This is a genomic window from Candidatus Wallbacteria bacterium (assembly GCA_028687545.1).
Taxonomy (GTDB): Bacteria; Muiribacteriota; JAQTZZ01; order JAQTZZ01; family JAQTZZ01; genus JAQTZZ01.
The window spans coordinates 1-24,710 of the sequence record JAQTZZ010000009.1 but is presented as its reverse complement, the minus strand read 5'-3'; the positions used below and the strand labels follow the sequence as shown (position 1 = coordinate 24,710).

The 24,710-nt window shown below is 47.0% G+C and carries 17 protein-coding genes and 1 tRNA gene; 7 read left to right on the top strand and 11 right to left on the bottom strand.

Annotation, left to right across the window (positions count from 1 at the left end; all coding sequences use genetic code 11):
- Positions 1-48: 48 nt before the first annotated feature.
- Positions 49-124 (top strand) — tRNA-Gly (locus PHW04_06175).
- 66 nt (positions 125-190) lie between these two features.
- Here the strand turns inward: PHW04_06175 and PHW04_06170 are convergent.
- The 7 genes from PHW04_06170 to PHW04_06140 are packed head-to-tail and all read right to left on the bottom strand — an operon-like array spanning position 191 to position 11,789.
- A complete protein-coding gene (locus PHW04_06170) occupies positions 191-1,939 on the bottom strand; it encodes a tetratricopeptide repeat protein (GenBank protein MDD2715464.1) in 1,749 nt (582 codons plus the stop codon).
- Between the two features lie 35 nt (positions 1,940-1,974).
- On the bottom strand, positions 1,975-2,805 hold the full coding sequence (locus PHW04_06165) for a formylglycine-generating enzyme family protein (protein MDD2715463.1): 831 nt from the start codon (positions 2,803-2,805) through the stop codon (positions 1,975-1,977).
- 19 nt (positions 2,806-2,824) lie between these two features.
- On the bottom strand, positions 2,825-4,000 hold the full coding sequence (locus PHW04_06160) for a hypothetical protein (protein MDD2715462.1): 1,176 nt from the start codon (positions 3,998-4,000) through the stop codon (positions 2,825-2,827).
- Entirely contained in the window at positions 3,997-8,721 is a 4,725-nt protein-coding gene (locus PHW04_06155; GenBank protein ID MDD2715461.1) for a CDC27 family protein, read from the bottom strand. Before PHW04_06155 ends, PHW04_06160 begins: the two co-directional genes overlap by 4 nt.
- Positions 8,705-9,430 carry a hypothetical protein gene (locus PHW04_06150; GenBank protein ID MDD2715460.1) on the bottom strand — a complete coding sequence of 242 codons (726 nt, stop codon included), beginning with the start codon at positions 9,428-9,430 and terminating at the stop codon, positions 8,705-8,707. Before PHW04_06150 ends, PHW04_06155 begins: the two co-directional genes overlap by 17 nt.
- 43 nt (positions 9,431-9,473) lie before the next feature.
- Positions 9,474-9,932 (bottom strand): 23S rRNA (pseudouridine(1915)-N(3))-methyltransferase RlmH, encoded by a 459-nt coding sequence (locus tag PHW04_06145; GenBank protein MDD2715459.1) that lies wholly within the window; start codon positions 9,930-9,932, stop codon positions 9,474-9,476.
- 30 nt (positions 9,933-9,962) lie between these two features.
- Positions 9,963-11,789, bottom strand: a complete 1,827-nt coding sequence (locus PHW04_06140) for an SH3 domain-containing protein (GenBank protein MDD2715458.1) — start codon at positions 11,787-11,789, stop codon at positions 9,963-9,965.
- Between the two features lie 200 nt (positions 11,790-11,989).
- Here PHW04_06140 and lpxI point away from each other — a divergent pair, with 200 nt between their 5' ends.
- Genes lpxI through PHW04_06115 form a run of 5 tightly spaced genes read left to right on the top strand, consistent with a single transcriptional unit; the run spans position 11,990 to position 17,877 of the window.
- Positions 11,990-12,805 (top strand): UDP-2,3-diacylglucosamine diphosphatase LpxI, encoded by an 816-nt coding sequence (gene lpxI, locus PHW04_06135; GenBank protein MDD2715457.1) that lies wholly within the window; start codon positions 11,990-11,992, stop codon positions 12,803-12,805.
- Complete coding sequence (locus PHW04_06130) at positions 12,786-13,853, top strand: hypothetical protein (protein MDD2715456.1); 1,068 nt, start codon at positions 12,786-12,788, stop codon at positions 13,851-13,853. Before lpxI ends, PHW04_06130 begins: the two co-directional genes overlap by 20 nt.
- Positions 13,850-15,601, top strand: a complete 1,752-nt coding sequence (locus tag PHW04_06125; protein MDD2715455.1) for an ABC transporter ATP-binding protein — start codon at positions 13,850-13,852, stop codon at positions 15,599-15,601. The genes PHW04_06130 and PHW04_06125 overlap by 4 nt, the downstream gene beginning before the upstream one ends.
- Positions 15,594-16,778 carry a lipid-A-disaccharide synthase gene (gene lpxB / locus PHW04_06120; GenBank protein MDD2715454.1) on the top strand — a complete coding sequence of 395 codons (1,185 nt, stop codon included), beginning with the start codon at positions 15,594-15,596 and terminating at the stop codon, positions 16,776-16,778. Before PHW04_06125 ends, lpxB begins: the two co-directional genes overlap by 8 nt.
- Complete coding sequence (locus tag PHW04_06115; protein ID MDD2715453.1) at positions 16,765-17,877, top strand: M20/M25/M40 family metallo-hydrolase; 1,113 nt, start codon at positions 16,765-16,767, stop codon at positions 17,875-17,877. Before lpxB ends, PHW04_06115 begins: the two co-directional genes overlap by 14 nt.
- On the opposite strand, the gene PHW04_06110 is transcribed toward PHW04_06115, so the two are convergent.
- Genes PHW04_06110 through glmM form a run of 4 tightly spaced genes read right to left on the bottom strand, consistent with a single transcriptional unit; the run spans position 17,874 to position 23,031 of the window.
- On the bottom strand, positions 17,874-20,717 hold the full coding sequence (locus PHW04_06110) for a hypothetical protein (protein ID MDD2715452.1): 2,844 nt from the start codon (positions 20,715-20,717) through the stop codon (positions 17,874-17,876). The two genes, PHW04_06115 and PHW04_06110, sit on opposite strands and share 4 nt — an antisense overlap.
- A 5-nt stretch (positions 20,718-20,722) precedes the next feature.
- Positions 20,723-21,166, bottom strand: coding sequence for a cyclic nucleotide-binding domain-containing protein (locus PHW04_06105; protein MDD2715451.1), 444 nt, complete (start codon positions 21,164-21,166; stop codon positions 20,723-20,725).
- A 16-nt stretch (positions 21,167-21,182) separates the two neighbouring features.
- Positions 21,183-21,665 carry a cyclic nucleotide-binding domain-containing protein gene (locus tag PHW04_06100; protein MDD2715450.1) on the bottom strand — a complete coding sequence of 161 codons (483 nt, stop codon included), beginning with the start codon at positions 21,663-21,665 and terminating at the stop codon, positions 21,183-21,185.
- A 10-nt stretch (positions 21,666-21,675) separates the two neighbouring features.
- The gene (gene glmM, locus PHW04_06095) at positions 21,676-23,031 is read right to left on the bottom strand and encodes a phosphoglucosamine mutase (protein ID MDD2715449.1); all 1,356 of its coding nucleotides are present in this window, start codon (positions 23,029-23,031) and stop codon (positions 21,676-21,678) included.
- A gap of 180 nt (positions 23,032-23,211) precedes the next feature.
- Between glmM and asnS the strand changes: the two genes are divergently transcribed.
- Positions 23,212-24,507, top strand: a complete 1,296-nt coding sequence (asnS, locus tag PHW04_06090) for an asparagine--tRNA ligase (protein ID MDD2715448.1) — start codon at positions 23,212-23,214, stop codon at positions 24,505-24,507.
- The last annotated feature ends 203 nt before the right edge of the window (positions 24,508-24,710 follow it).

The window sequence follows — 24,710 nt, the reverse complement described above, 5'->3', positions numbered from 1 at the left end:
GACCGACTGAACCGACGAAGTAATGCGAAGTGCAGGCATCCTGGGAAGGCGGGAATAGCTCAGTTGGTAGAGCATCAGCTTCCCAAGCTGAGGGTCGCGGGTTCGAACCCCGTTTCCCGCTCCAGACACTCCAATCCCCCTGTTCAAGGGGGATTTTTTATTAAAACGAAGCTTTTCCGCGTTTGTAAAATTATTTTTTGAGATCAGTCAGGATCCGTTCACCGATCAGACGCGCAGTTTCCCGGTTTCCGAGCGCATTGCAATGCCGGTCAGCCAGAAAGTAGTTCTCCCGGGGTTCTCCCTTCTGCCATAGCTTTCCGAATTCGTAAGTCAGATCGATCATGGAAATTCCCTGCTCTTCGGAGACTTTCTTCATCGGCAGAACATCCATCTCAGGATAATTCACAAAATAAAGTTTGATCCCGGCCCTGCTGCAGATCCGCACTATATCCCTCAGATCTCCGGCCAGCCAGTCGGCAGCGATTTCGCTGTTGAAACGGTTGGACAGGATCTTCCGTGTCCAGGCTGCAGCTTCATAATTCTTTCCCTGTTCGAAATAGGCAAGTGCCTGTTTGTAATCCTTGATTCCCGCATAAAACCAGCCCAGATCGAAAAGAGCCCGGTTGTTGCTTGGGTCAAGCTGGATTGCCCGCAGCAGGAGCTTCTTTCCTTCTTCCTTGTTTTTCAGCGGATCCTGCTCCATCCTGATCCGTGAAAGCCTGTAATTCACTTCACTCCCCTCGCTGCGGAAAAAGATGCCGAGTTCCAGGGCTTTCTCATAATACAGACCTGCTTCTGAAAGCCTTCCGGTCTGCTGGCAGATTTCAGCGAGAGAGGTATAATTCTCAGGCATTTCAGGCCTGGCAGTGATCCCGTCTCTGAAGCATTTTTCGGCTTGAACCGAATCCTTTTTCAACAGATACAGGTTACCCAGAAAGTAGTCCTTCCAGGAGTTAGCCGGATCCAGCTCCAGCGACTTCCTGATCCACAGCTCAGCCAGTTCCTGGTTCCCGGTGAGGAAATAGGTGAATCCCAGTCCAAACATGGCTCCAGTATCGTTCGGATCAAGAGACAGACCGTTCATGAAGTAATTAAAAGCTTTATAGAGGTGGACTGCCTCCATGGCCGCAAATCCCTGTCCTACAGCTAGAGAACAGCTTCCCGGAAATTTTCTGAGACCCTCCTTGAAAACCAGATCGGCCTGGGTGAAATTCCCAGATACCAGGTATAAAAGGCCCTGCGCATATGTTTCCATTTCTGTCAGTGCTTTTGATTTCAGATATGTTCCGGCTCCGTTCAGATCCTTTTTCCTGATCAGGTTCCACACTTCTCCAGTCAGTCTGAAATAGTCGATGGAGCAGCTGATTTTCTGCGGATCGGTTTTGAAATCTTCCGGACGAACAGTTTTAAGTCGGACTGCGAAATGGATTCCTTCCTCCAGTCCGCGCCAGATCGCCAGTTTCAAGTCTATTCCCGAATCAGCGATGTTATGTCCCAGCATTCTGCAAAGCCGCAACACTCTGGAATACCTTGTCACAAACAGCAGAAAGCTGTTCAGTCGATTGTCTCTGGGACTATATCCGGTGAAATTCATTCTATTTTGCCCGCCCACTTGCACCGCAACTATATCCGGCTTATACAGAACCAGGTTTTTCGGCAGGTTGTTCAAGAGGACTCTGGAATTGATGCCGCCAAGCCCTCCGTTGATCACCCGATATTTTGCTGTCCGATCTTTTTCCCTGAGATACTCCTGAAGCAGAGATGGGTAATCTTCCCCTTTCTTGACGCCCAGTCCGTAAGTGTAAGAATCCCCGAGGCACAGAATCTGTAGTTCGGAAGTGCCTGAGCTACCTGTTGAGGGTCTTTGGAAAATCACAACCAGGCCGGCAGCCTGGAAAAAAAATTCAAGGATCAGCAGTCCACAGAGAAACCCCAGCAAAGACGTAACAAGTTTCTGGCGCAGATTACCTCCAGTTATAGTTCATCGCAGAGACACAATCTCATCCCTGTATTTGGAAACCAGTCAGTCGGAGCATAGCCATTCCGGAAAGCAGCGCGGCAGCAGGTGCCGGCATCACTATAGGAACCTCCGCGCAGAACCCGGTAAGAACCGCTGTGAGGGCCTTTGGGATCGGTTTCTGCTGCACCGGGATATGGCGCGTACCAGTCCTGGCACCATTCCCAGACATTACCGCTCATGTCATAGAGGCCGATCCGGTTCGGTTTTTTCAGCCCTGTCTGATGGGACTGGCTCTGGCTGTTTTCTGAACTCCAGAGGTACTCTTCTTCCAGAGTGTCTCCCCAATAATATTCTGTCGAGGTTCCAGCACGGCAGGCATATTCCCATTCCGCCTCGCTGGGCAACCGGAAAACTCCTAAGTTGCGCAGGTTCAGAATCCTGATGAATTCCTGGCAGGCTTCGAAAGACAGGTTTTCAGCAGGCTTTTTGTCGCCTCTGGAACTGCTGAGGTTAACGCTCATCACGGAGCACCACTGCTCTTGTGTCACTTCTAATTTTCCCAGATAGAATCCGCGGGAAATCCGGATCCTGCGTTCAGGAGACTCATCTGTACCTGAAGTCCGGCTGCCCATCACGAATTCACCGGAAGGTATCCGGATGAATTCAATCTTGATTCCGTTTCCCAGATCAATGATTTTCGATTCAGCAGTTTCAGAAAACCGGGACTTATCCAACTGCATTCCTGCACTGGATACTTGTATTTTATTCCAGTATTCACTGGTTCTGGAAAGCCACAGAATAATCAGAAGCGAGCAGAGCGAAACAACAATAATTTTAAACTTCATGCTTGAGCCGTCCTTTATTTCAGCATATTTCCTGGATCTCAGGCAAAGGATAGCCGAAATTGGAGCCCTGATTCATGGTATAGGCACCGCAATTGGCGATCAGCACTTGATCACCGGACTGAAGTTCTGGAAGATATAGATTTCTGGCGATGACACTGTTGGACGAGCAGAGTCCGTCTCCGAAAGATGAGGTATAAAGCGGGCCTTTTTTCCAGCGGAGCGGGTAGATCTCGAAATAGGCATTGGGGCGGGGGACAAGCACGTTAGTCCCCAGATCCAGCAGATACCAGATGCCGGGGAAGTTTTTTTTCACATTCAGGACAGAAGCCAGTCCAAGGAAGCAATCATTGACAAGATATCGGCCTGGTTCGATGATCAGACGTCTGATTTCAGATTTGCCTCTGATAAACTCAGAGACCGGTTTCAGAAGCGTGGTTATGTCCATCCCCTGACGCTCCAGCAGGTATCTGGATTCGAAACCGCCGCCGATGGAAATGGTGTCAAGAAAGGGCTGCTGTTTCTTCAATTCCAGGAACGTCTGATAAATCAGAATCAGTGATTCATAATGCAGACTGGAAGTCAGAGCCTTTACCGCGATGTGAAAACTCAGGCCTCTCAACTTCAGCAGAGGATTTTTTCCGATTATGCTAAGCATCGCTGCAAGTTCGTCCTGGTCCTGGATTCCAAGCTTGTAAAATTTTGGAATAAAGCTTCTGGGAATGATTTTGCTTTCCCAGAAAGGATAGAAACGAAAGAAAACGGATGTTTCCCGGGAAAGTTTTTTGCTGATTCCAGCGATCAGGTCAAGCTCGGCTGGATTGTCGGCGACAATGGCGTCTACACCCAGTCTGATCGCCTGTTCCAAGGCGGAACTGCTTCGCCCGACACCGTTGAAAATGATTCGAGAGGCATTGAAACCCAGTTTAAGGACAGAGTTCAGTTCCTGGCCGCTCATCACTTCAACACCGCTTCCGGTTCTGATAATTTCAGGAATCAGACTTTGGTAATAATTTGCTTTGTAAGCATAAAAGGCCTGGATCTTTAATTTCGACAGATTTTGGTCGATCTGCCTCAGGTTGTCCTTGAATCTCTCGGGGAAATATAGAAAAGATGGGGTTGGAATCCCTGCCAGCCGGGAAGACAGATCAAGGCCATTGAATTGTATTCTGTCGAACTGATAATCCAGGTATTTCATGGTGTAAATGTAATCTTGTTTTTCCCTTCCTTGAGCTTGTTTTTCAGGAGCTTGCAAAGTTTAACGCGCTGCTGATGAATGTTTTCCAGGGACTGAACCGTGAGATGATCCTTTAGGATTTCCAGGGTATAGCCGTCAGCCAGGAAGGGTTGCTCGAATGAAGCTTCCACCAGTTCCAGACATTGCAGATCCAGTACCGATTCCTCAAGAATCAGTTCAGAGATTCCGAATTTCTGATGCAGGAAGCGGAAGAAAGTCAGCAGGTCCAGGCTGTCGTCGTTTTCGTGGCTTTTGACGAATTTGTCGAGCAGCAAAGTTTTAATTTCTTTCTGAGTGAGCCAGAATTTGATAACCAGTGAGATATTGGCTGTGATTTCCAGCATGATTTCCTCGCTTTTCCGGGCATAAGACAAAAATCCCAGTGACGTCAGGCAGAGGAGTACTTTTTCGATCAGATCTGCCGGCAGCGAAAGCTCAGCCTGGAGGGAGGAAAGCTGATAGCATTTTTTCCTTTTGAAGGCCAGTTCATGGTCTCTGTTCAGAAATTCGAGCAGTTTAATTTCGGCCATGAAATCTTCAAGCCACTTCTTTCTTGACTGTTCGAATCCACTCCTGATCTGGAAGAGGATGGTCTGGTTGGAAAGCAGTTCATCTGATTTTAAATCCAGGCAGGGGTTGTTGAGGTCAATCACAAGCGTGTTAAGAGTCTGCTTCAAGTGGAATTTTTGATAGGGCGGATGATAGACGACCTGCCCCACAACACCTTCCTGGATTAGGTAATTGATGAATGATTCACAGTCGCGCCAGAATGGTGTGTTCTTCACGATTTTGGAGAGCAGCCTTCTGCTGATGACCATGTTTCTTCCACGGAAAACATGCAGCATCTGGTTGATTTTATCGATAGAGTGCATATTATCCAATGACTCAACCCCGTTCTGGAAGTTTTCCCAGTCCTCCGGTGTGCTGCATATTTCCAGGGAAGACGCTGATGAAAGATAAAAGCCCAGTTCACTCATGTCAAAAGGCAGACCAAGCAGCCTGAGATTTTCCACTAGAGGAAGTTGAGGGGTGATGGTCAGATTCTTAAGGTCGAGTACGTTGCCATCCTTAAGTTCGGACAGGGGAGATAGTTCCTGGTGCAGTGAAAAGTTGAGTTTGACGTAGGTGAATTCGACAGCCTCCTGAGGAAGGAAACACTTGAATTCAGGCAAATTATAGGTCAGGGAGAACCGGTAGTCTACTTTCAGGCGGTCCAGTGCCTGTCGCACTTTTGGTTCGAAAAAATGAGGAAAATCAAGCACGATGATTCTTGGGATGCTGTCTTTGATGCATTCAAGTGATTTCAGAAAATCCTCGTACCCGGTTCCCTGGAAAAACGAAACGACTTCGACGTAATACAGCCATTTCAGGACATTGCGGATCGCTTCCCCAAGCAGACCGTCGGCCAGAATCAAAACACGTTTTCCTTCGATCCTTGAAATAATGGTGGAGGTTGCTATCAGAAATGAATATTGTTTGAAAGTGAGCGGGATGGTTTTCTCGGTTTCAGACAGGGCAAGGGACAGAAATTCATAAAAACCATGATTGTCTGTATGGTAAAAAAGATTGTCCACGACATGATCGAGGTTTTCCCTGGAAATCTGATAGTGATACTTCAATTTTTTCTTAAGGATGAAACTCAGGGTGTCCAGACCGGGGACAGAAGTTCCCGCTGAAAACAATGCCTGAAGGTGAAATTTATAAAAATCCACCCAGAAATGCGTCAGACGATTGCGGAAAAGGTATTTAATTTCCGGTTCGAAAAATTCCACGGTTTCCCAATCCATGGCTGGTGGCAGTTCTGCTCTTGGAACCCCTGCATCGTAAATGGAGAGTTTTTTACCCGGACACTGTTTTTCCAGTGCTTTGAGTTGCTGGCAGGTGAGATGATTTTCCACGAAGATTAAATTGTTGAAGCTTGACCCGATCTGATGATAATTGATTTCCAGCAGGTTGAGAAATTCGGTTTCTTCGATATTTTTAGAAAGGCGCAGACTCCGGTAGGCGTTTTTATAGAGGAAATCGTTGAGAGAATCGATCAGGCTGATGATTTCGTCTTCCTGCTCACGGATGATCTGGGTGCAGAAAAGGAATTCTCCGAATTCCTTGAGCGAGGAAAGAAGGGGCAGCAGGGCATCCAGGAGAGAAAAATACAAAAATGGAAATTTGACCTTCAGAGAATCCAGATCGAGGTACTCTTCAGGCAGAAAATAGTGATTGTGGATGGAATTCAGAATCCGTTTGACTTCCAGGAGATTTTCCTTAATTTTGAGGATTTTTTCCTCTCCGAATTTGATCGCCTCTTCACCCTTTGCAAATAGAGCCTGATGCCAGTAAAGCAGGTTGGCTTCCATCTTCAGGAGGGCAAAGCTTGACCTGAGAAATGAGATCTTGGGGAAAGCAGCAAAATTGAAGGAAATCAGAGCACTGCATCCGGGTATCAGGGAAGGCTTGACGATTTCCCGGTGATAGGATTGAAGTGAAAACAGTACGATTTTCTTATTTTTCAGCGCCAGCAGATTCTGGTAATACTCACAGTGCGAGGAAAATTGACAGTTTTCATGGTCGCGCTCAGTGGCAGACAGAAGCAGGAGAACCCTTGAGAGCTGGGGGTAATACTTGAAAGCCTGCTCTGGAATGAAAGGGAAGAGTCTTGGGACGGCTGTTCTATACCAGCAGATGAGATAGAAAAGTTCTGTCGGATAGGCATTGTTCTTGATCAACTCAGAAAGCCTTGAGAGGCAGAGAAAATTGTCCGGCTCGATTGAAAAACCAAGGGTCTCAGCAGTAAAAGCACGGCTGAGCAGGTGATAAGCCTGGTGAAATTCACCCCTGTCCTTGGCAATTACTGCAAACATTACTTTTTTCCGTTCAGCCTGTTCCTTGAGCAGGGAAACAACAGCAAGATTCTGTTCCAGAGGAACAGCCAGCACCCGCCAGGATCCTTCAAAATTCGGCTGATTCAGAAAGGCCGTCAGTTCTTGAGGTATCAGTGCGGTTTCTACAGGGCGGGAAGTCTCTTCAGCGGGAAGTGTCAGGAGTTCAGCTAGAAAATTGGGCTTGAAAACGACCTGAGGGAGATGTGCCAGTGGGGAAAGTTCAGGCAGTTTGGAGAACAGACTGACGAGCAGGTGTGAATCCCGGATTTTTTTGAGTGAGCCCTGGAAAAGATCGATCATAGTCTTGACCTTTTTCTTGAGGGCTGCAGTTTCCAGTTCCTTGAAATCATCTTTTCCATAGATAGAGTACAAGAAATCGTCGAGGCGGCTGCCTTTGAGTGGAAGTTCAAGCTGGGCTTCCCTGCAAAGGTCGGACAGTTCTGAGAAGTCCTGGCCAAAGGTCAGCACCGGGGAACTGAGCCAGCGGGAAAGAATCAGGAATCCTTCTTCAAGGCTGAAGTCGAAGGGTTCAAAAGTATAGAAAATGTCTTCGGTGGGAGCGGTTTTCAAGAGTCTCAGCATGAGCGTATCGATCTGGAAAGGACCGTTGCGTTTTACTGCGTATATATTGAGACTGTCCTGCTCTTTTTTGAAAGCCAGAAAAGTGGCGATCCTGGTATGTGGAAAGAGCACGATTTTCTTGATCTTGTTCTCAAATTCGATCAAGCCTTTCTGATAGAGTTCAATATAGAGTTCTTCAGCCCTCTGCCAATTGCAGAGACGGAATTGGATCTCAGCGATCCTGGATTTGATTTCCGCGGATTCGATCTCCAGCTGCCCCAGATATTTCAAGGCGAGTGAATAATTGTAACATTGTTCGTAAATTTCGGACATCAGCAGCAGGGACTGGCTGTGAGAAGGGTCTTTTTTCAACAGCTTGAAAAGTAAAAACAGGGCTTTATGATAGTTCTTCTTGCTGCGGCAGAAAATTTGCGCCAGCTGGTACAGGGCTTCCTCGTTCTCAGGCATCAGTTCCAGGATTTTGTTGTAGGCGATGATTGCTTTATCCGTCTCGGAGAAAATCAGTTGATGAATCCTGGCAATTTCGAAGTAAGCAGGAATGTATTGATCGTCGTAATAAGTGGCCTGCCTGAAATAATGCAGAGCTTTGTTATGATTGTTCGCCCGCAGGAAAGTGCAGCCAATATAGTAATTGACTTCAGGGTTGTCCGGCTTGAGCTTGTGGGAAATGCGCAGAAACTTGAAGGCTTCCTTGTAATTTTCTTTGACCAGCAGGATTTCTCCAATCCTGAGATAGCTGCCTGCCTCTTTTTTCAGAGGCAGAGACAGTCGCAGATATTTTTCAGCCTGATCCAGATTCTGAAGCTCATGATAAACTTCGCCTAACAGTTTCAAAGATGGATAATGATGGGGATTTGTTTCCAGACAGCGCTCGAGATATTCAAGGGTTTTCTCAGTGTTGCGGAAAGAGTTCAGATAGATCCAGCCGATTCTGTAAAGATGCTCGTCACTGCCGGAAATCTTCAAAGCGGCAAGACAATAATCCAGAGAATTCTGAGGCTTGTTCCACTTGAAATAAAGTTCGGATAAATAGAAATAGAGTTCAGCCAGAAAATCTTGTGGATACTGAAGCTGCTTAAGGTCTTCCTGCAGCTGGAGGAGCATTTTTTCCGCCAGTTCGAAGTTGTGTTCTGATACAAGATCGGAGATTTCCTCGATTCTGACGAAAAAATAAAGGTTGGTCGAGAAGAGCAGGTCAAAAAGCTTAAAGAGATAAATCATTGCCCCCCTCGTTGATCAGACACCAGAAATTGTCGACTGTTTCGACGATGAATTCCTCGAGTTCAGCTTCGGGTTTGACAGTAAGCGACTGATGGGAAAAGATGCCTTCCAGAAACCCGGACCATAACCGCTCCGGAAGTTCCGAAGGATTCTGAGCCTGATGCTTGAAATGAGAGAGTAAGTTCAGGATAGTCTGCTGGGATGCGGAAAGTTTTTCTGCTGTTGTTCCGCTTGACAGGTAACTGCTGATAAAAGAGGGGTCTTTTTTTTCCTGAACAGCTTCTGAATTTGCCGATTCATTGTTCAAAAGATAGAAAAGAAAGGCTTCTTCGTCAAATTCCAGGGAGATTGAACGGGTCTTGTAGGCGGCCAGGCAGAGAGAATAGTAATTTCTTACATCCTCCTCACTGATTCCTTCCTCTGCGAAACAATCGAGCAGGCGGCCAAAAGTAGAAAGAAGCAGAGGAAAATTACGATAATAAAGAAAAAGGGAGATAAAAGCTGCGGGGAAAAAGACAAGTTGTTTCCGCTGTCCGCCGGGTTCATGGAGTCTGGAACGATAGTCGACCCAGTTGGAAATTACATTTTTCAACCCGTCCAGAGAGTTGCCTTCCTGTGTCAGAAGCTCGAGCAGCCTGAAAAGGGACAGAGTGGAAAAAGACAGCTGTCCGTTTTTCTCAAGCTCTGGATCGTGATTGAGAAATCCCATCAGCGAACTGCGGTAATCCTGGTAGCTGATCTCAACGCTGTATTTAGCGATGGTATGGCTCCCCGCGGTTTATTTTTACGGCCCTGTACAGTTGCTCTACCAGTATCAGCCTGGCCATTTCCCTGGTAAAGGTCAGATCTGAAAGGCTCAGGCAGAAAAGGGCACTCTTTTTGATTGTATCAGAAAGGCCCTCTGTACCTCCAATAATAAAACAGATGTCTGTCCCTGCTTCCGAATGCCTCTTGATAAGTAACGCCAGATCGAGGCTCCCGACCGCCTTTCCTTCTTCTGAAAGAGCGATCAGCGCAGGTCTGCCTTTCAGATGGCTGAGGATTTTTTCTTCATCCTCTTTTTTAGCCGAACTTCCCTTTCTTGGAATTCCCTCTTTCAATTCAGTGATCTGGACATCCTGATATGGTTTGAGCCGTTTAAGATATTCGAAAATCAGAGATCTGATCTCTCCGGATTTTACGCTTCCAACTGCCAGGATCTGAATTTTCATGATTATGGTAGAAAATGATTCAAACGGGGGTTACTTTCTCTGTTTGATATCGTAAAGAATGTAAGCCTGGTCGTCCGGGGTTAGAATCACGAGATCGGTCTTGCCATTGAAATCGAGATCCATTCCCCTGGCTGCTGTAGCGGAGATGTCCATAGAAAAACGTTCGACCAGACTGTCGCGGATCGAAAAAATCTTCAAGGTCGGAGGTTCGGCTCCAGTACCCCCGAAAATCAGCAGGAGGTCTGTCGAGTCGTCCTGGTCGAAGTCCAGGGTTGTGGAAAAACAGATGAGGCGCTTTTCAAGAGGCTCTGGAAGGTTGAGAGGGACTGTTTGGAGAGAGTTGCCCCAGGTGAGAAGAAAAATTCCGGCTGTCCTGTTGACGACCAGAAACTGGGGAAGATCAAGGTTGAGGCTGGCGGGAAAAATGAGCGGAGAATCAAACTTGGCAGGAAGCTGCCGAAAGTCCTTTGGTGAAAAATCCTGCGATGGTTTCAGGCGGAACAGCGACAAACCGTTTTTTTTTACGATGCCGAAAATATTGTGAGAGTGTTTTCCTTCAAAGCAGAGATCCACTACATCCGGAAGCTTTTTCAGCAGATCGAGTTTGGCCCTGTCCGGGTCAAGATCATACGCCGATAATGTGCCTTCAGATGAAAGAAGCAGTTCAGGCTTGCCGTCGTTGTTGATGTCCTGAATCTTGAAATATGAAAGATCGAAGTTCTGGTCAAGGGCAATGGGTTTCAGGGTGGGACTGAAGCGCCCTTCAAAGCGATAGACGGAAAGCGAATTTCCCGACTCGTCGCCCTGCAGTACCAGATAATCTTCAGTTCCATCCGTTTGAATGTCGCCTGAGGCAAAATTCTTGGCGCGTGGGAGATCTACGATCGTATACTTTCCGAGCAGATCTGCGATCCTGTCCTCGATGGAGGAGAGGTTTTCCAGAAAAAAATCAGGTGATTGCGCCTTGACCAGTTTCAGGTAATAGACCGCTTTTGCATAATCGTGCAGGTTGAAACAGGAGTTGATGACTGCCGAACAGATTTCTAAGTCAAGAATCGGAGATGAACTGATTTTTTTTTCGCCGAGGTTGATCACCTCAAGGTAGTTATCCTCGCTGTAGTTTTTCAGGATTTGACTTCTTAGGTCGTCGCTCCCTGAGGAGTCGGCCTCGCTTTCGGTTTTTTTAATGTAATCAGTGGAGACCCAACCGCTTTTACCGTTTTCTATCAATACACGGGCGAAGTTGTTGGACTGTTTCAGCAGCAGAACGCTTTCTCCTCTTTGGAGCTTGCCGACTACAGGATAGTTGAGCCCTGGCCCGCTTCTGAGGTTGACATTGTCTCCTGTGACCAGATACCGTTCTTCCTTGCGGGGAGAAATGTATTCCTTAAAAATATATGCACTTCTGTCTTCGAGAAGTTCAACCTCGGAGAAATCTTTGTCCTGTTCGTAAATTATCAGTTCCTGACCTTTGTTGAGCTTGTTGATTACCCCTGCCTGGAGTGATGCTTCTTTGCGCATGTTCACATTATTACCGGTGATGGTGCCCAGTTTGACGAAAAGATCCTCTTCCTGAGGTTCTTCCGAGATATACTGGGTGGCGACAAATCCACGCAGCGGGGGCAGCTTGACCTGATAAAAGCCCTGGGTCATCTTGGTGACAAAATAGTCTTCATTGATGGAAGCTTTCTTCAGGATATTGCCTTTGAGTGTAGGAGTTTCCCGGATGTTGACATTGGAGGCGTTGACCATTCCTAAAAAGGGAAGGTTCTGATCAGTATAACTGTAACGGAATTCCAGTCTCGCCTGAAGGATAGTCGTTAAGAAGAGTGCAAAAAGCAGAATTTTGCTGTGCATATCTTTAACTCCTTTATTTTGAAGACATTTTTTCATATTTTAGCGGAAAGGCATTCAAAAGACAATAGAGGCACTATTAAAACTCTTTTCCACAGCTTGGCTGTGGACAAAATTCAAAAGTTCAAATAGAATAGCCAAAGTTCAGGACCATTTTAAAACAGACACTATACCGATAAATCGAGGGAGGGAGCGTGGAAAAAATGATTGGATTGGTAGCCGGCGCCGGCAGGTTTCCGCTGATTCTGGCTCAAGCAGCCAGAAACCACGGCTACCAGGTGCTGGCGGTGGCGATAAAGGAAGAGGCAGACAAGTCCATATCCAAGGTTTCGGACAAGCTGATCTGGCTTAGCGTCGGAGAGCTGGACAGGATAGTCAACACCTTTCTGGAAGAGAAAATATCCGAAGTCTTCATGGCCGGAAAGATCAAGAAGACGATAATGTACACAGATATCAAGCTGGACGAACGGCTTCAAAAACTTCTGAATAATCTGAAAAACCGCAATGATGATGTGATACTCGGTGCATTTGTTTCCGAACTGACCAGGCAGGGGATCAATGTCAGAAATTCCGCGGAACTGATCCCGGATATGATGGCTGGCGAAGGAGTACTCACCAGAGAAAAACCCGATGAAGGGGTCTTGGAAGATATCCGTTACGGATTCAAGATGGCCAAGCTTGTCGCGGGTCTGGATATCGGACAGACGGTGGTGGTCAAGAAAAAGGCCGTGCTGGCCGTGGAGGCGATCGAAGGTACGGACAGCGCGATTCTGCGCGGAGGGGAACTGGCCCGCGGGGGAATAATTGTAGCCAAAGTGGCGAGACCCAATCAAGACATGCGCTTTGATATTCCGGTGATCGGCATCAAGACCATTGAGACATTGATTGAGGCCAGAGCTGAAGCCATGGTGGTCGAAGCCGGGAAGACCTTGATCCTGGACAAAAAAGAGTTTTTAGAGCTTGCTGAAGAGCATCGAATTATAATCATGGGACTTAAAAGTGCGGAAGATCCTGTTTAGTGTTTTTGAAAAATCAGCGGATTATTACGCTGCACGCCTGATTCCTTTTCTCAGGGGTGGTTTCAGCTTTTCCGGGTATGGAGGACCTGAAATGAAGATCCTGGTCCCCAAGATCCGGGACACGATTGAACGCGCTTCGATGATGGGCTTGACAGACCTGATCGGAAGGATCCCTTTTTTCTTCAATGTCTGGAGTAGACTTAAAAAAGGCATCGATGAGGCGGATATTTTGTTGCTGATAGATTTTTCCGGTTTAAATCTGCGCCTGCTCGATCAGGCTTCAAAGTCAGGAAAGAGCACAGTTTATTTTATTCCGCCAAAATTCTGGGCCTGGTGTCCGGAACGTGCAGAACGGTTGAAAAAATGCAGTCTGGTTTTTCCACTTTTCCCATTTGAACATGAACAGCTGTTGAATCTTGGTGTCAATTCTTTTTATTTTGGGCACCCACTGAGCGAAGAATTACAGAAAATTCCACTGAAAAAACATGTCAGGGGTAGAATCGGGATCTTTCCAGGCAGCCGTCCCGCAGAAATTGAAGGAACTCTGCCTGTAATGTTGAAATCACTTGAAGGCAGCAACGGGGAATGCTGCATGTTTCTAGCCGATGACTCCCCTGCCTTCAAGAATCGCATCCGGAAAATAGTTTCCGGATTCAAATTGCCTGTCAATTTAATTCCTCCAGCCGAAAAGTATGAATGGATGTCCAGCCTGGATCGTGCGATTGCCTGTTCCGGGACCGTGGTGCTTGAACTTTCCTATTTTGAAGTGCCGACAGTGGTTGTTTATCGGACCAGCTGGCTGAGTTATCTTTATTTTAAGCGGAAAGTGATTCTCAGTCATTACTCACTTCCCAATATCCTGGCCGGGAAAGAAATCTATCCTGAACTGATTCAGGAAGATTTTCGACCTGACTATCTGCGGCAGACATTACTGGAACTGCCTGAACAAGATGAGATCAGCGGCGACTGCAGGAAACTCTGGCAGAGTCTTGCGGGTCCCGATATTTATCGCCGGATTGCCGATAAAATCAACGAGGTTTCGGCATGAGCGTCTATGTCAGGCGTTTGATCCGTTACGGCAGACCATATCTTGGCAAAGCGGTGGCTTCCTCCCTGATGGCGATGGTGGTAGCCGCCGGTAACGCCGCCCCGGCATATTTCCTCAAACTGCTGGTGGACGACGTGCTGGCTTCAGAAAAAGGACGCAAGTTTCTGCTGCCTTTCGCGCTTTTCATATTCACCAGCATGCTGGTGAAGGGTGTTTTCTATTTCGGGCAGATTTATTATGCTTCATATGTCAGTAACGGCATGATCAAGGATCTGCGGCAGGACATTTTTCAGCAGTTGATCAACTATTCACTTGGATTCTACTACAAACATCCTCTGGGGCAGGTAATGTCGAGATTTACGAGCGATGCACTGCTTCTGCAGGGAATCATCCAGTCGCTTGTTTCCGTTGTCAGCGACAGTGTTACGATTGTCTTTCTGATCGGCTACATTTTTTATGTAAATTTCAGGCTGGCCCTGGTTTCATTGATTGTACTGCCACCGATCGTCTATGTGATCACAAAGTTTTCAAAAAAGATCCGTCGTCTCTCCTATCAGCAGCAGGATAAGATCGGAGACATCACTGCTCATCTTCAGGAATCCTTCTCTGCAGTCAAAGAGATCAAGGCATTTCTGATGGAAAAAGAGAGAGTCGAAGGCTTTTCAAGGATCAACGATGACTCGTTTGTGATCAATCTGAAGAACAACAGGCTGGTGGCGATGGTGCTGCCCGTTGTGGAGCTCTTCAACACTCTGGCGATCAGTTCTGTGATGATGTATGGGGGATGGCTGGTACTGAATGGCGTGATGACCAAGGGGGATCTTTTTTCATTTCTGGCGGCACTCGGCATTCTATTCACGCCCATGAAACGGCTGACAACTGTCAATAACTACCTGCAGCAGGCGGATGGAGCAGCCAGGAGGATCTATGAGTATCTGGACGCCATCGCAGAGCGTGAAGTGATTGACGGGGAGATCAACCAATTCAGTATTCAGGGAAGGCTGGAGTTCAAGGATGTATTTTTTTCATATGAAACCGGGAAAGAAGTCCTTAGAGGAATCAGTTTTACGGCCAGACCAGGCGAAGTGATCGCCCTGGTGGGACGATCAGGTGCGGGCAAGACCACCATCATCAACCTGATTCCGAGATTTTTCAAGATCGACCGGGGAAGTATCATGATCGACGGAACCGACATCAGCTGTTTTTCTCTCCCCTGCCTGCGTTCGATCATCGGGATGGTTCCCCAGGAAACCTTCATTTTCAAGGGTACAATTTTAGAGAATATTCTGATGGGAACCCAGTCCGGAATGGAGAAAGTGACCGAAGTCGCGAAGGCAGCCAATGCACATGATTTCATCATGCAACTTCCCAATGGATATTATACAGAAATCAGCGAGAGAGGGACTAACCTCTCCGGCGGACAACGGCAGAGGATTGCGATTGCGAGGCTGATCTTGAAATCCCCTGGAATCCTGCTGCTGGACGAAGCCACCTCTTCTCTGGATTGCGAATCTGAGAAGCTGATTCAGGAAGCCCTGGAAAGACTTACCAAAGGCCGGACCACTTTTGTGATCGCCCACCGGCTTTCCACTGTGATTAATGCTGACAGGATCTTAGTGATTGATGAAGGGAAAATTGCCGAGGAGGGCTCTCATGCAACTCTGATGCAGCAGAAGGGAATTTACTACAATCTGTATCAGACGCAGCATGCATTTGCATCCCCGGAAACGGTGATAGGAAATGCTTGACAAGAAAAAAAATCTGATGATCGTGGCTGGCGAGATTTCAGGTGACCTGTATGGTGCCGCTCTGATCCATACCTTGAAAGAGTTTGACCAGACCCTTGATTTTGTTTGCATCGGCAGCCAGAAAATGGAGCAGGAAACCGGAAAACTGTTCTTTGACAGCTCCAGCTGGGGAGTGATCGGCATGGTGGAGTCGCTGAAGAAACTGCCAGGACTTTACAGGGTTTATAAGAAAATCAAACAGTTTCTGATCAGGAATAAACCGGATCTTCTGCTTCTGATCGATTATCCTGGATTCAACATGCGCCTTGTGCATGCTGCGCGGAAACGAGGAGTCAAGACAATTTATTATATTCCGCCTTCCAAGTGGGCCAAAACTCCCGATCAAATCCGGGATGCGGCAGAATCCATCGACTTGATCATTACTACTTTTGAAACGACCTACGATTTATACCGGCAGGCTGGAGCTGACGTTTCGTATGTCGGCCATCCGCTGCTGGACATCGTCAAATCTACTAAGCCTAAGGATCAGCTGAAACGTGAATTCGGGATCACTCCAGAGAATTTCACCATCGGGCTGCTGCCTGGATCCAGGGAAAAAGAGGTCAAATATCTTTTACCCGTACTTCTGAAGGCGGCCAGGCTGATTAAAAGTTCAATCCCGAACGCAAAGTTCATTATTCCCATCACTTCAGCCACTTTTAAAACTTCAGAAGATATGAACCAGGAAAAGATTGAGGGTTATATCAGGCAGAACTTTCCCGAAGCACAGCTTACAGTTGATGCGACATATAATGTGTTTTCCACTCTGGATTTCGCCGTAATTGCTTCCGGCACAGCGACTCTTGAGGCCGCCTGCATGAATATTCCGATGATCATTATCTATAAAATCTCGCTTCTGACTGAGCTGATTGCGCGCCTGTCAGGAAAACTGCCAATAATTTTCGGACTCCCGAATCTAATTCTGGGCAGGCAGGTGATCCCGGAATTCGCGCAGAGAGACGCCAATCCCGAGAAAATCGCTTCTGAGGTGGTAAATTTTTACCGTAATCAGGAAAGGATCGAGCAGCAGAAGAATTATTTGAAGGATGTGCTGAAAAAAATGGGAGAAGCAGGTGCAACTGAGCGTGCTGCCCGTCTGATCATCGATTTTTTGAGGAGGAACGATGGTAAATCGTGAGCGACTGGTGAAGAATTTCATGGAACTCGTGAAAATCGACAGCTTGAGCCTGAAGGAAAAAAAAGTAGCTGAATTCGCCGCTGCCCAACTAAGAAAACTGGGTTTTGAGGTAAAATTCGATAATGCCCATAAACCCTATGGAGGGGAAACAGGGAATTTGATTGCCTACAAAAAGGGAGACCGAAAAAAAAAGGGAGTGGCGATAGTGGCGCACATGGACACGGTTGTTCCCGGGGAACACATTTCTCCCAGAATTGAAAAAGGTCTGATTAAAAGCGATGGAAATACAATTCTGGGAGCTGACGATAAAGCTGGAATTGCGGCCATGATCGAAGCTGCCCGGATCTTGTCAGAGCAAAAAATTTCGCATGGACCTGTTTATTTCATCATGACGATTGGTGAAGAACAGGGTCTGTATGGAGCAAAACAGCTCAATCTGAAATCGATCAAGGCTGAGTATTTTTTCATCCTAGACAGCGAGGGCGCGGTCGGTCGGGTTGTGGTGAGCGCACCTTCGCAGAATTCCGTGAACGCGGAATTCATCGGAAAAGCTGCTCATGCCGGCGTCAACCCTGAAGACGGGATCAACAGCATTGCAGCAGCATCCAAGGCGATCTCCCGTATGAAACTCGGGCGAATTGATAAAGAAACAACCGCCAATATTGGAAAAATTGAAGGCGGGATGGCCACTAACATCGTGCCGGAAAAAACCACTATTTTTGGAGAGGCCAGGAGCCGGAATGAGGATAAGCTCCGAAAACAGACTGAGCAGATGGTGAAAAGCATCAAGGAAGCAGCCAGAATCACAGGTGCTAAAGTTAAAATCATGGTTAAGAAAGAGTTTGGAGCGTTTAAACTGGGTCCAAATCATGAAATCGTGAAAGTAGTGACAGCCTGTCTAAAGCAGATCGGCAAAACAATCAGCCTGGAAAGCACTGGCGGAGGCTCAGATACTAATGTTTTCAATTCCAGAGGCGTCCAGGCCGTCAATCTGGCGGTGGGGATGGAAAACGTTCATACCAAAAAAGAACAGATCAAGATCAGCGAGCTGACTGCTGCCGCAGAAATGGTTCTCAGCCTGATTACATTCAATCGCTAAAGCGATTCGTTCCTGGGGACGATCCACTCTAATCCCAGTGCAGGGTTCAGGTAGCTTGCTTCCACTCCTATAATTCTCCTTAGAACCTTAATGTCTCTGGGCAGTAATTTTACCTTGGCATCCGTTTTCATAACGATCTGCTGATTCTGCTCCGTATAGATCAGCAGGCTTTCCTGTTCCCCAGGATGGAGTTTGATGAATTCCAGCAGTTTAGACAGATCATTGTCGTTAAGATCCGGTGAAATCAAAAAACAGACCGGAGTGATGCCAATAAATTCGAGAAAAGGAACGGCCCGGTCTAAATTAAGCATCTGGTCACTGTTTTTCAGATATTTTTCTCCTTCAACATAATAACAGCAGGATCTTTCAAGGATTTGTTCGGGATTGACCTGAGAAGCTCTGATTTCGTCTTTTGAGTCGGAAAAAATGTATTCCAGATATCTGTTGCCGCTTTTAGTGATTTTGACAGACTGATCGATCAGGCAGAGAGGACCGCTGAATTTCTGCCGGCTGCCGGTTAAAAATTCGCTGATTGTAAGATGAGGGAAGAAATAGATCCAATCGGAAATTTTTTTCAATGGGTGCTTGGAGAGGAAAAATCCGAATTTCTGGAGTTCCCAGCATAAATCTACGTGCATTTCAATTGCTTTCCGGTTATCTCTCAGATCTTCAAAAGAAAGGCATTTAGCATTTTCAGATTTGATGATGTTGTCAAGTCCGATCCTGATCCCGTTTTTGGTCAGGGTAAAGTTGCTCTCAGAATATTGAGTATCAGGCGGGAGGAATTTATAACCCTTATCTTTCAGTACCTCACTGTATCTGCGTACCCTCTGCAGATTTCCGCAGTCACTGCAGAGAAGGCAAGTCATGAATTCAGGAAAAAAGTGATGTTTTAGAAAAGCTGTCTGATAAGCAAGCAGGGCATGATTGCAGATATCATGAAGGCTTACCAGTCTGGGGCCTGCAGAGCACATGTCATCAAAGAAATCCTGAGCCTCATCACCCACCCGGGAGTGAAGAGCCGTTAAGAATTTTTCTCGGGTTTCCGGCGGAAGCTGACCTTTTTTTAAATGCTCCAGAATATAGAGCGAGTCATTTTCAAACCCAAGCTCTCTGAATATTGCCTGCAGGTGATCGACAAAAATAAGTTGAAAGTGAAAGCGGCCTATGATCTGCCCGAAACACTTGCGGGTCAATGTTTTACGGATTTCGATTCCTGAAATCAGTGAACCGATTACCAGGAGAAGTTCTTCTAAACAGCCTGGATGAATCAACTTAAGCAGCTTGGCTGCTCTCGGAGTTTCCAGAAAAAAAATGCCGAATGGCTCTTTGATCATTGTTTGATAGACTTTAGAGTCAGCTGGATTGAAATCAAACGGTTTCAGGATGAGGTCCCTTTTTTTTCTGATCAAATCCAGTGTGTCCTGGATGATGTCCAGAATCTTCTGCCCGGTCACACTGATTTTGGGAAGTTTTAGAAGATCCAGCACATCCTTGTCGAACTGGCAGTATCTTTTGTCTCCGTCCGATGGAAGAGGAAGCAAACAGTTTTTTTCCGCAGGAATCAGAAGGATTGCATTTGAATGGCGAGCAGTATAGTGAACCATTTTTTTGAAAATTTCCTGGAAGTGCAGAAATTTTTCCAGCTTTTCTCTGGGGATCGGGAGATTGAAGTTGCTGAAATCCGACTTTCTGGATATTTTGTCTGCTATGTAGTATGGCACGTCAAGATTTTTCCCGACTTCCCTGGTCGAGGAATATTGCTGAAAATGGGTGAATGACAAGGGATATACCAGTGAATCCTCAGGCAGGAGACGACGCAGATACTCCAGGAACCTTTCTTTTTTTGAAGCAGCCAGATTGATCTGAAAATCTAATCCGTGATTGCTCGGGAAACTCATGGGAAAGTCGAGATTGAAGTGGTTCAGACCAAGTGCGTAACTGATTTTCAAACCGGAAAATTTTCCAGAGAGTGGACTGGATAGGATTTTATTATCTGTAAAATAAAGTGCGATTTGGTAGAAAAGCTTGAAAATTCTAAGCAGGCCGTTATAAGAAAGCCAGTTCAATTCTGCAGTGATGACTTCGGGCTGTAATCCATGATCCAGTGAAACAAGATTTACAGCGTCCCTGAATTCCTGATCTGGAACCGGTTGTAACTGATAACAAACTTCTGAAATGTATTTTTGCATGTCAAATGAGCAGTAATCGGCAAAATCCCGGGTAGCAGAAAGAATTTCCGGAGGAAGATTTTTAAGTTCTGATTCGCTTTTCAGATATGTATTTGTTTCACCGCTATAGGCATTAAAAAAATTCAGATCCGATTCAAGTAAAACTGAAATGATTTCAAAAAAGATGACTTTCCCGTGTCTGGAAGCAAGTTCCAGCAGTTCCGGTTTTGTCCCGCTGTCAACGCCTATGAAAGCCCTTGCTGCATCTAATGGAGGAGTGAGATTCATGGACTGATTAAGCGGATAAATCAAAGAAACTTCTGAAGTGAGTTTCAGACCCCGGGGCAGCACTGCCTTTTCTTTGGAATTATCGAAATAGCGGTTCAGGATTGAAACAAGTTCAAGATACCCCTGGTTGGATCCTGCGAAAAGGTAGAGCGGGGATAAGTTACTGCTTTGCAGGACTTCAAGTCCGATCAGAGGTTTGATCCCCTCGTGCATCAGACTCTGGTAGAAACTGAGATGTCCTGAGAAATTATCGTCTACAAGGCCGGCAGATGTGAAACCGAGTTTTTTGAGATAAAGCGCAAGTTCGCCGCTTTTGATCAGGGATTTTCGGATGCTGTAATCAGTCTTGATTCCCAGCGGGACATAAGATTTGTTGAACATTATTATTACAGTTTTTGCATGCTGGAGCGGGAAGCGGCAAAACCTTCATTGGCTTTTCTCAGGCGGAAGTTGACATAACGGATAAGCGACAGATAAAATTTGCAGAGAATTTTTTTGTTCACTTTATAGAGAAGGTCCAGTTTGTCTCTTGTGATGCGCAGGACAACGATTTCAGTAGTGGATGTGGCGGTGAAAGGCTGCCTGCCCCCGTCCAGGATTGCCAGTTCTCCAAGAAACATTCCTGGTTCTGCTGTACCCATGCTGAATTCTTCACCCAGCTCATTTTTTTTCACCAGGGAAGCAGTACCTTTTTTGATAATATACAGAGAATCACCAGCCGAATCCTGCTTGAAGATGACGGATGAAGGCGGCAGAGTCACTTCTTCGGTGAATTTGAGGATCTCTTCCAGCTCATGTTCCGAGAGGTCTTCAAAAATGGAGTCCCGCAAATTTCCTCCTTCAGATTCAGTTTTCCATCTGTCTGAGCATTTTCTGGGCGAGCGCGAAACGCTCAGTAGTCTGTCTGAGCCTCTCACTGATGTATTTGATCAGGGTCAGCATCAGTTTAACGGCAAGGTCCAGGTCGCTTTTCGCGAGTTCTTCCAGAAATGCCCTCTTGATCACGAGCAGATTGGCTTTGTCGCTTGCTACTTCTGAACCCGCTGAACGGGGTGAGCTGTCAATGATGCTCATTTCACCGAAAACGCTCCCTGTTTCCAGGATTGACAACAATTCTTTCTGGCCTGATTCCGTTTCTTTCATAATCGCGACTTCGCCGGTCACAATGATGTAAAATTCGTCTCCGCCTACACCTTCATGGAATATGATTTCACCCTGCTTGAATTCACGATCTGTGCAGATGGAAAGAAATGACTGCAGTTCTCTGTCGGAAAAGTCCTGGAAAAAAACCAGGTCCCGCAGAATCTGGAACATATCAGTAGTAATCATGAAAAATACTTCACTCCTCAACTTTAATATGTTGCCTAATAATACCTTCGGCTTTTTCAAGTAAAAAATCGAGTGAATTTTTGTCCCTTGACTCAACCATGATCCGCAGAAGCGGTTCAGTGCCTGACGGGCGCACGACCAGTCGCGAATCGCGCCCCTGCTGATCTGCAAGGTCTGTGAGGGTTTTCTGCAGTTCGCGGTTTTCAGTATAGTCGCTGCGGTTTTTGATCCTCAGGTTTAAAAGGGCTTGGGGATATTTAGAGAAAATTTTTCTGTGTTCTGAAAGCGGTATTCCTGACTCACCGATTATCTGAAGAAATTTCAGAGCTGTAAGCAGACCGTCGCCGGTTTGAATCAGATCAGGGAAGATTATGTGCCCTGATTGCTCTCCCCCAAGCGAGGCAGCGGATTTAACCATTTCTTCATAAACATATTTATCCCCTACCTGCACCAGGCGTACCTCGATGCCCTGTTTTTCCATGGCTTTGATCATGCCCAGATTAGTCATCACAGTGCCGATCAGGAGATTGTTTTTAAGCGTTCCCCGCTTCTTCATGTCCAGTGCACAGATCGCTAAAACATAGTCACCGTCGAGGATTTCCCCGGTCTCGTCGCAGAAGAGCACGCGGTCTCCGTCACCGTCGAAGGCGAATCCGAAGTCAGCCCGCTCAGAGCGGACTCTGTCGCAGAGCACCTGCATTCTGGTGGAGCCGCAGTTTTGATTGATGTTGATGCCGTCAGGATGGTCGTTGATGAAGACAGCTGCGAAAAGATGCTGAAACACATCACGGGCTATGGCTGAGGTGGAGCCGTTCGCGCAATCTATCACAACTCTGCCACGCTTTAACTTTGCAGAAGAGGCCAGCTGTGATTTGAGCATGTCAAGATAGTCCTGTTTGAGCCCTTCGTCGGTCTTGATCCTTCCGATCCCTTTGGAATCGGCCAGGTTGAAGTTGTGGTCATCAATCTGCCTCTCTATTTCCTCTTCCCAGGCGTCAGGGATTTTGATTCCACGGGAGGAAAACAGCTTGATGCCATTGTCCTGGTAAGGGTTGTGCGAAGCAGAGACCATTGCACCGAAGAGAAAATCACGGCACTGAGTAAGATAGGATATCCCGGGAGTCGTGATCACACCGATCTTATGGATTTCCAGGCCGCAGGAAGCGCAGCCTGCTGCAAATGCGGCGGCCAGAAAATCGCTTGATAACCGGGGGTCCTTTCCCAGGAGTACGGTGGGATTCCTGTCGCTGACTTTGCCTTTGATTACGCAAGCCGAAGCCATCCCAAGCTGAAGGGCGAATTCGGCAGTCATCGGGTGCTTGTTCGCAAGTCCGCGCACTCCGTCTGTTCCAAAATATTTTTTCATCAGTCCCCCGGGACACTTCTGCTCAGATATTCTACTGGCTCACTCTTCAGTTTAACCTATTATTAACAGAAAAGGCAATTTGCCGAGGTTGGGAGGATTTGTCATTTAAACAGCAGAGGATTAAAATAACATCTTACACTGGTCCGTCGGGACTAAACAGTATCGGATTCAGGAGGACATATGGCTGAGTGGATTTATCTTCATGATATCTCAAAACATGTGGGGGAAGTTGTCACACTGAAGGGATGGGTGATGAACCGGCGTTCTTCCGGTGGAATCCATTTCGTGATTTTCCGCGACGGCACTGGTGTAATCCAGGCGTCGGTCTCCAAAGAACGGCTGGGAGAAGCCGATTTCGATGCACTGGGTAAACTCCCGGTGGAATCTTCACTGGAAGTCACCGGAAAAATCCGCATAGAGGAGCGTTCCCTCAGTGGATATGAAATGGAAGTGGAAGCCTATAAGATTTATCAGGCTGCTGAAAATTATCCGATCGGCAAGAAAGAGCATGGAGTGGATTTTCTGATGGATTTGCGCCATCTCTGGATGAGAGCTCCCCGCCAGCGGGTGATTCTCAAGGTGCGCGACACGATCATCAAGTCAATCCGCGATTTCTTTTCTGACCGCCATTTTGTGCTGATCGATACTCCGATCTTCACTCCCTCAGCCTGCGAGGGTACTAGCAATCTGTTCGAAGTGACTTATTTCGACGAAAAGGCCTATCTGACGCAGAGTGGCCAGCTTTATGTGGAAGCCGCCTGCATGGCTTTCGGGAAAGTTTACTGCTTCGGCCCTACCTTCAGGGCGGAGAAAAGCAAGACCAGAAGGCATCTGACTGAATTCTGGATGGTGGAACCTGAGATCGCTTACATCGATCTGGAAGGAAACCTGACCCTGCAGGAACAGCTGATCGCTTACATAGTGGAGAGAGTGCTGGCCAAGCATGAGAAAGAAATGAAATTACTGGAGCGCGACGTCGAGCCGCTGAAAAAGATCAAGACTCCTTTTTACCGCCTGCATTACGAGGAAGCGATCGCGATTCTCAACAAGAATGGGTCTGACATCAAGTGGGGCGACGATCTGGGCGGCGACGATGAGACGATACTCACCAAGCTGTACGATAAGCCCGTATTCGTGCACCATTATCCCAGGCAGTGCAAGGCCTTCTACATGAAGCAGGACCCGACCGACGAGCGCTATGCGGTCTGTGCTGACCTGCTGGCTCCTGAAGGTTACGGAGAGATCATCGGCGGCAGCATCAGAGAGGAAAACCTGGAAATACTGCTTGCTGCCATCCATAAGCACGGGCTCAAGGAAGAGAATTTCAAATGGTATCTTGACCTGCGGAAATACGGGAGCGTTCCACATGGCGGCTTCGGCCTGGGCATTGAGCGCACTGTGGCCTGGATCTGCGGGCTGCATCATGTGCGGGAAACAATCCCTTTCGCCAGGATGCTGAATCGCCTGACGCCATAATCCTTTTTACCGTCATTCCAGCGGAAGCTGGAATCCATGATTTGAATTATTAAGAGATAGGCCAAGGGAGGACGTTATCCTCCCTCATATGGATGACCTGCCTGTCAAGAGGAAACAACTTTCAAAACCTGTTTATGAGTTCCGTGAACTTTCAACCTCATATTCGCGTGCTGGTTAACGCAGTAAGCTCAGTCCGAATGTGA

Coding starts and splice junctions, on each gene's coding strand:
- PHW04_06165 (MDD2715463.1), bottom strand. CDS start 2,805: ATGAAGTTTAAAATTATTGTTGTTTCGCTCTGCTCGCTTCTGATTATT.
- PHW04_06160 (MDD2715462.1), bottom strand. CDS start 4,000: ATGAAATACCTGGATTATCAGTTCGACAGAATACAATTCAATGGCCTT.
- PHW04_06155 (MDD2715461.1), bottom strand. CDS start 8,721: ATGATTTATCTCTTTAAGCTTTTTGACCTGCTCTTCTCGACCAACCTT.
- PHW04_06150 (MDD2715460.1), bottom strand. CDS start 9,430: ATGGGATTTCTCAATCACGATCCAGAGCTTGAGAAAAACGGACAGCTG.
- PHW04_06145 (MDD2715459.1), bottom strand. CDS start 9,932: ATGAAAATTCAGATCCTGGCAGTTGGAAGCGTAAAATCCGGAGAGATC.
- PHW04_06140 (MDD2715458.1), bottom strand. CDS start 11,789: ATGCACAGCAAAATTCTGCTTTTTGCACTCTTCTTAACGACTATCCTT.
- lpxI (MDD2715457.1), top strand. CDS start 11,990: ATGATTGGATTGGTAGCCGGCGCCGGCAGGTTTCCGCTGATTCTGGCT.
- PHW04_06125 (MDD2715455.1), top strand. CDS start 13,850: ATGAGCGTCTATGTCAGGCGTTTGATCCGTTACGGCAGACCATATCTT.
- lpxB (MDD2715454.1), top strand. CDS start 15,594: ATGCTTGACAAGAAAAAAAATCTGATGATCGTGGCTGGCGAGATTTCA.
- PHW04_06115 (MDD2715453.1), top strand. CDS start 16,765: ATGGTAAATCGTGAGCGACTGGTGAAGAATTTCATGGAACTCGTGAAA.
- PHW04_06110 (MDD2715452.1), bottom strand. CDS start 20,717: ATGTTCAACAAATCTTATGTCCCGCTGGGAATCAAGACTGATTACAGC.
- PHW04_06100 (MDD2715450.1), bottom strand. CDS start 21,665: ATGATTACTACTGATATGTTCCAGATTCTGCGGGACCTGGTTTTTTTC.
- glmM (MDD2715449.1), bottom strand. CDS start 23,031: ATGAAAAAATATTTTGGAACAGACGGAGTGCGCGGACTTGCGAACAAG.
- asnS (MDD2715448.1), top strand. CDS start 23,212: ATGGCTGAGTGGATTTATCTTCATGATATCTCAAAACATGTGGGGGAA.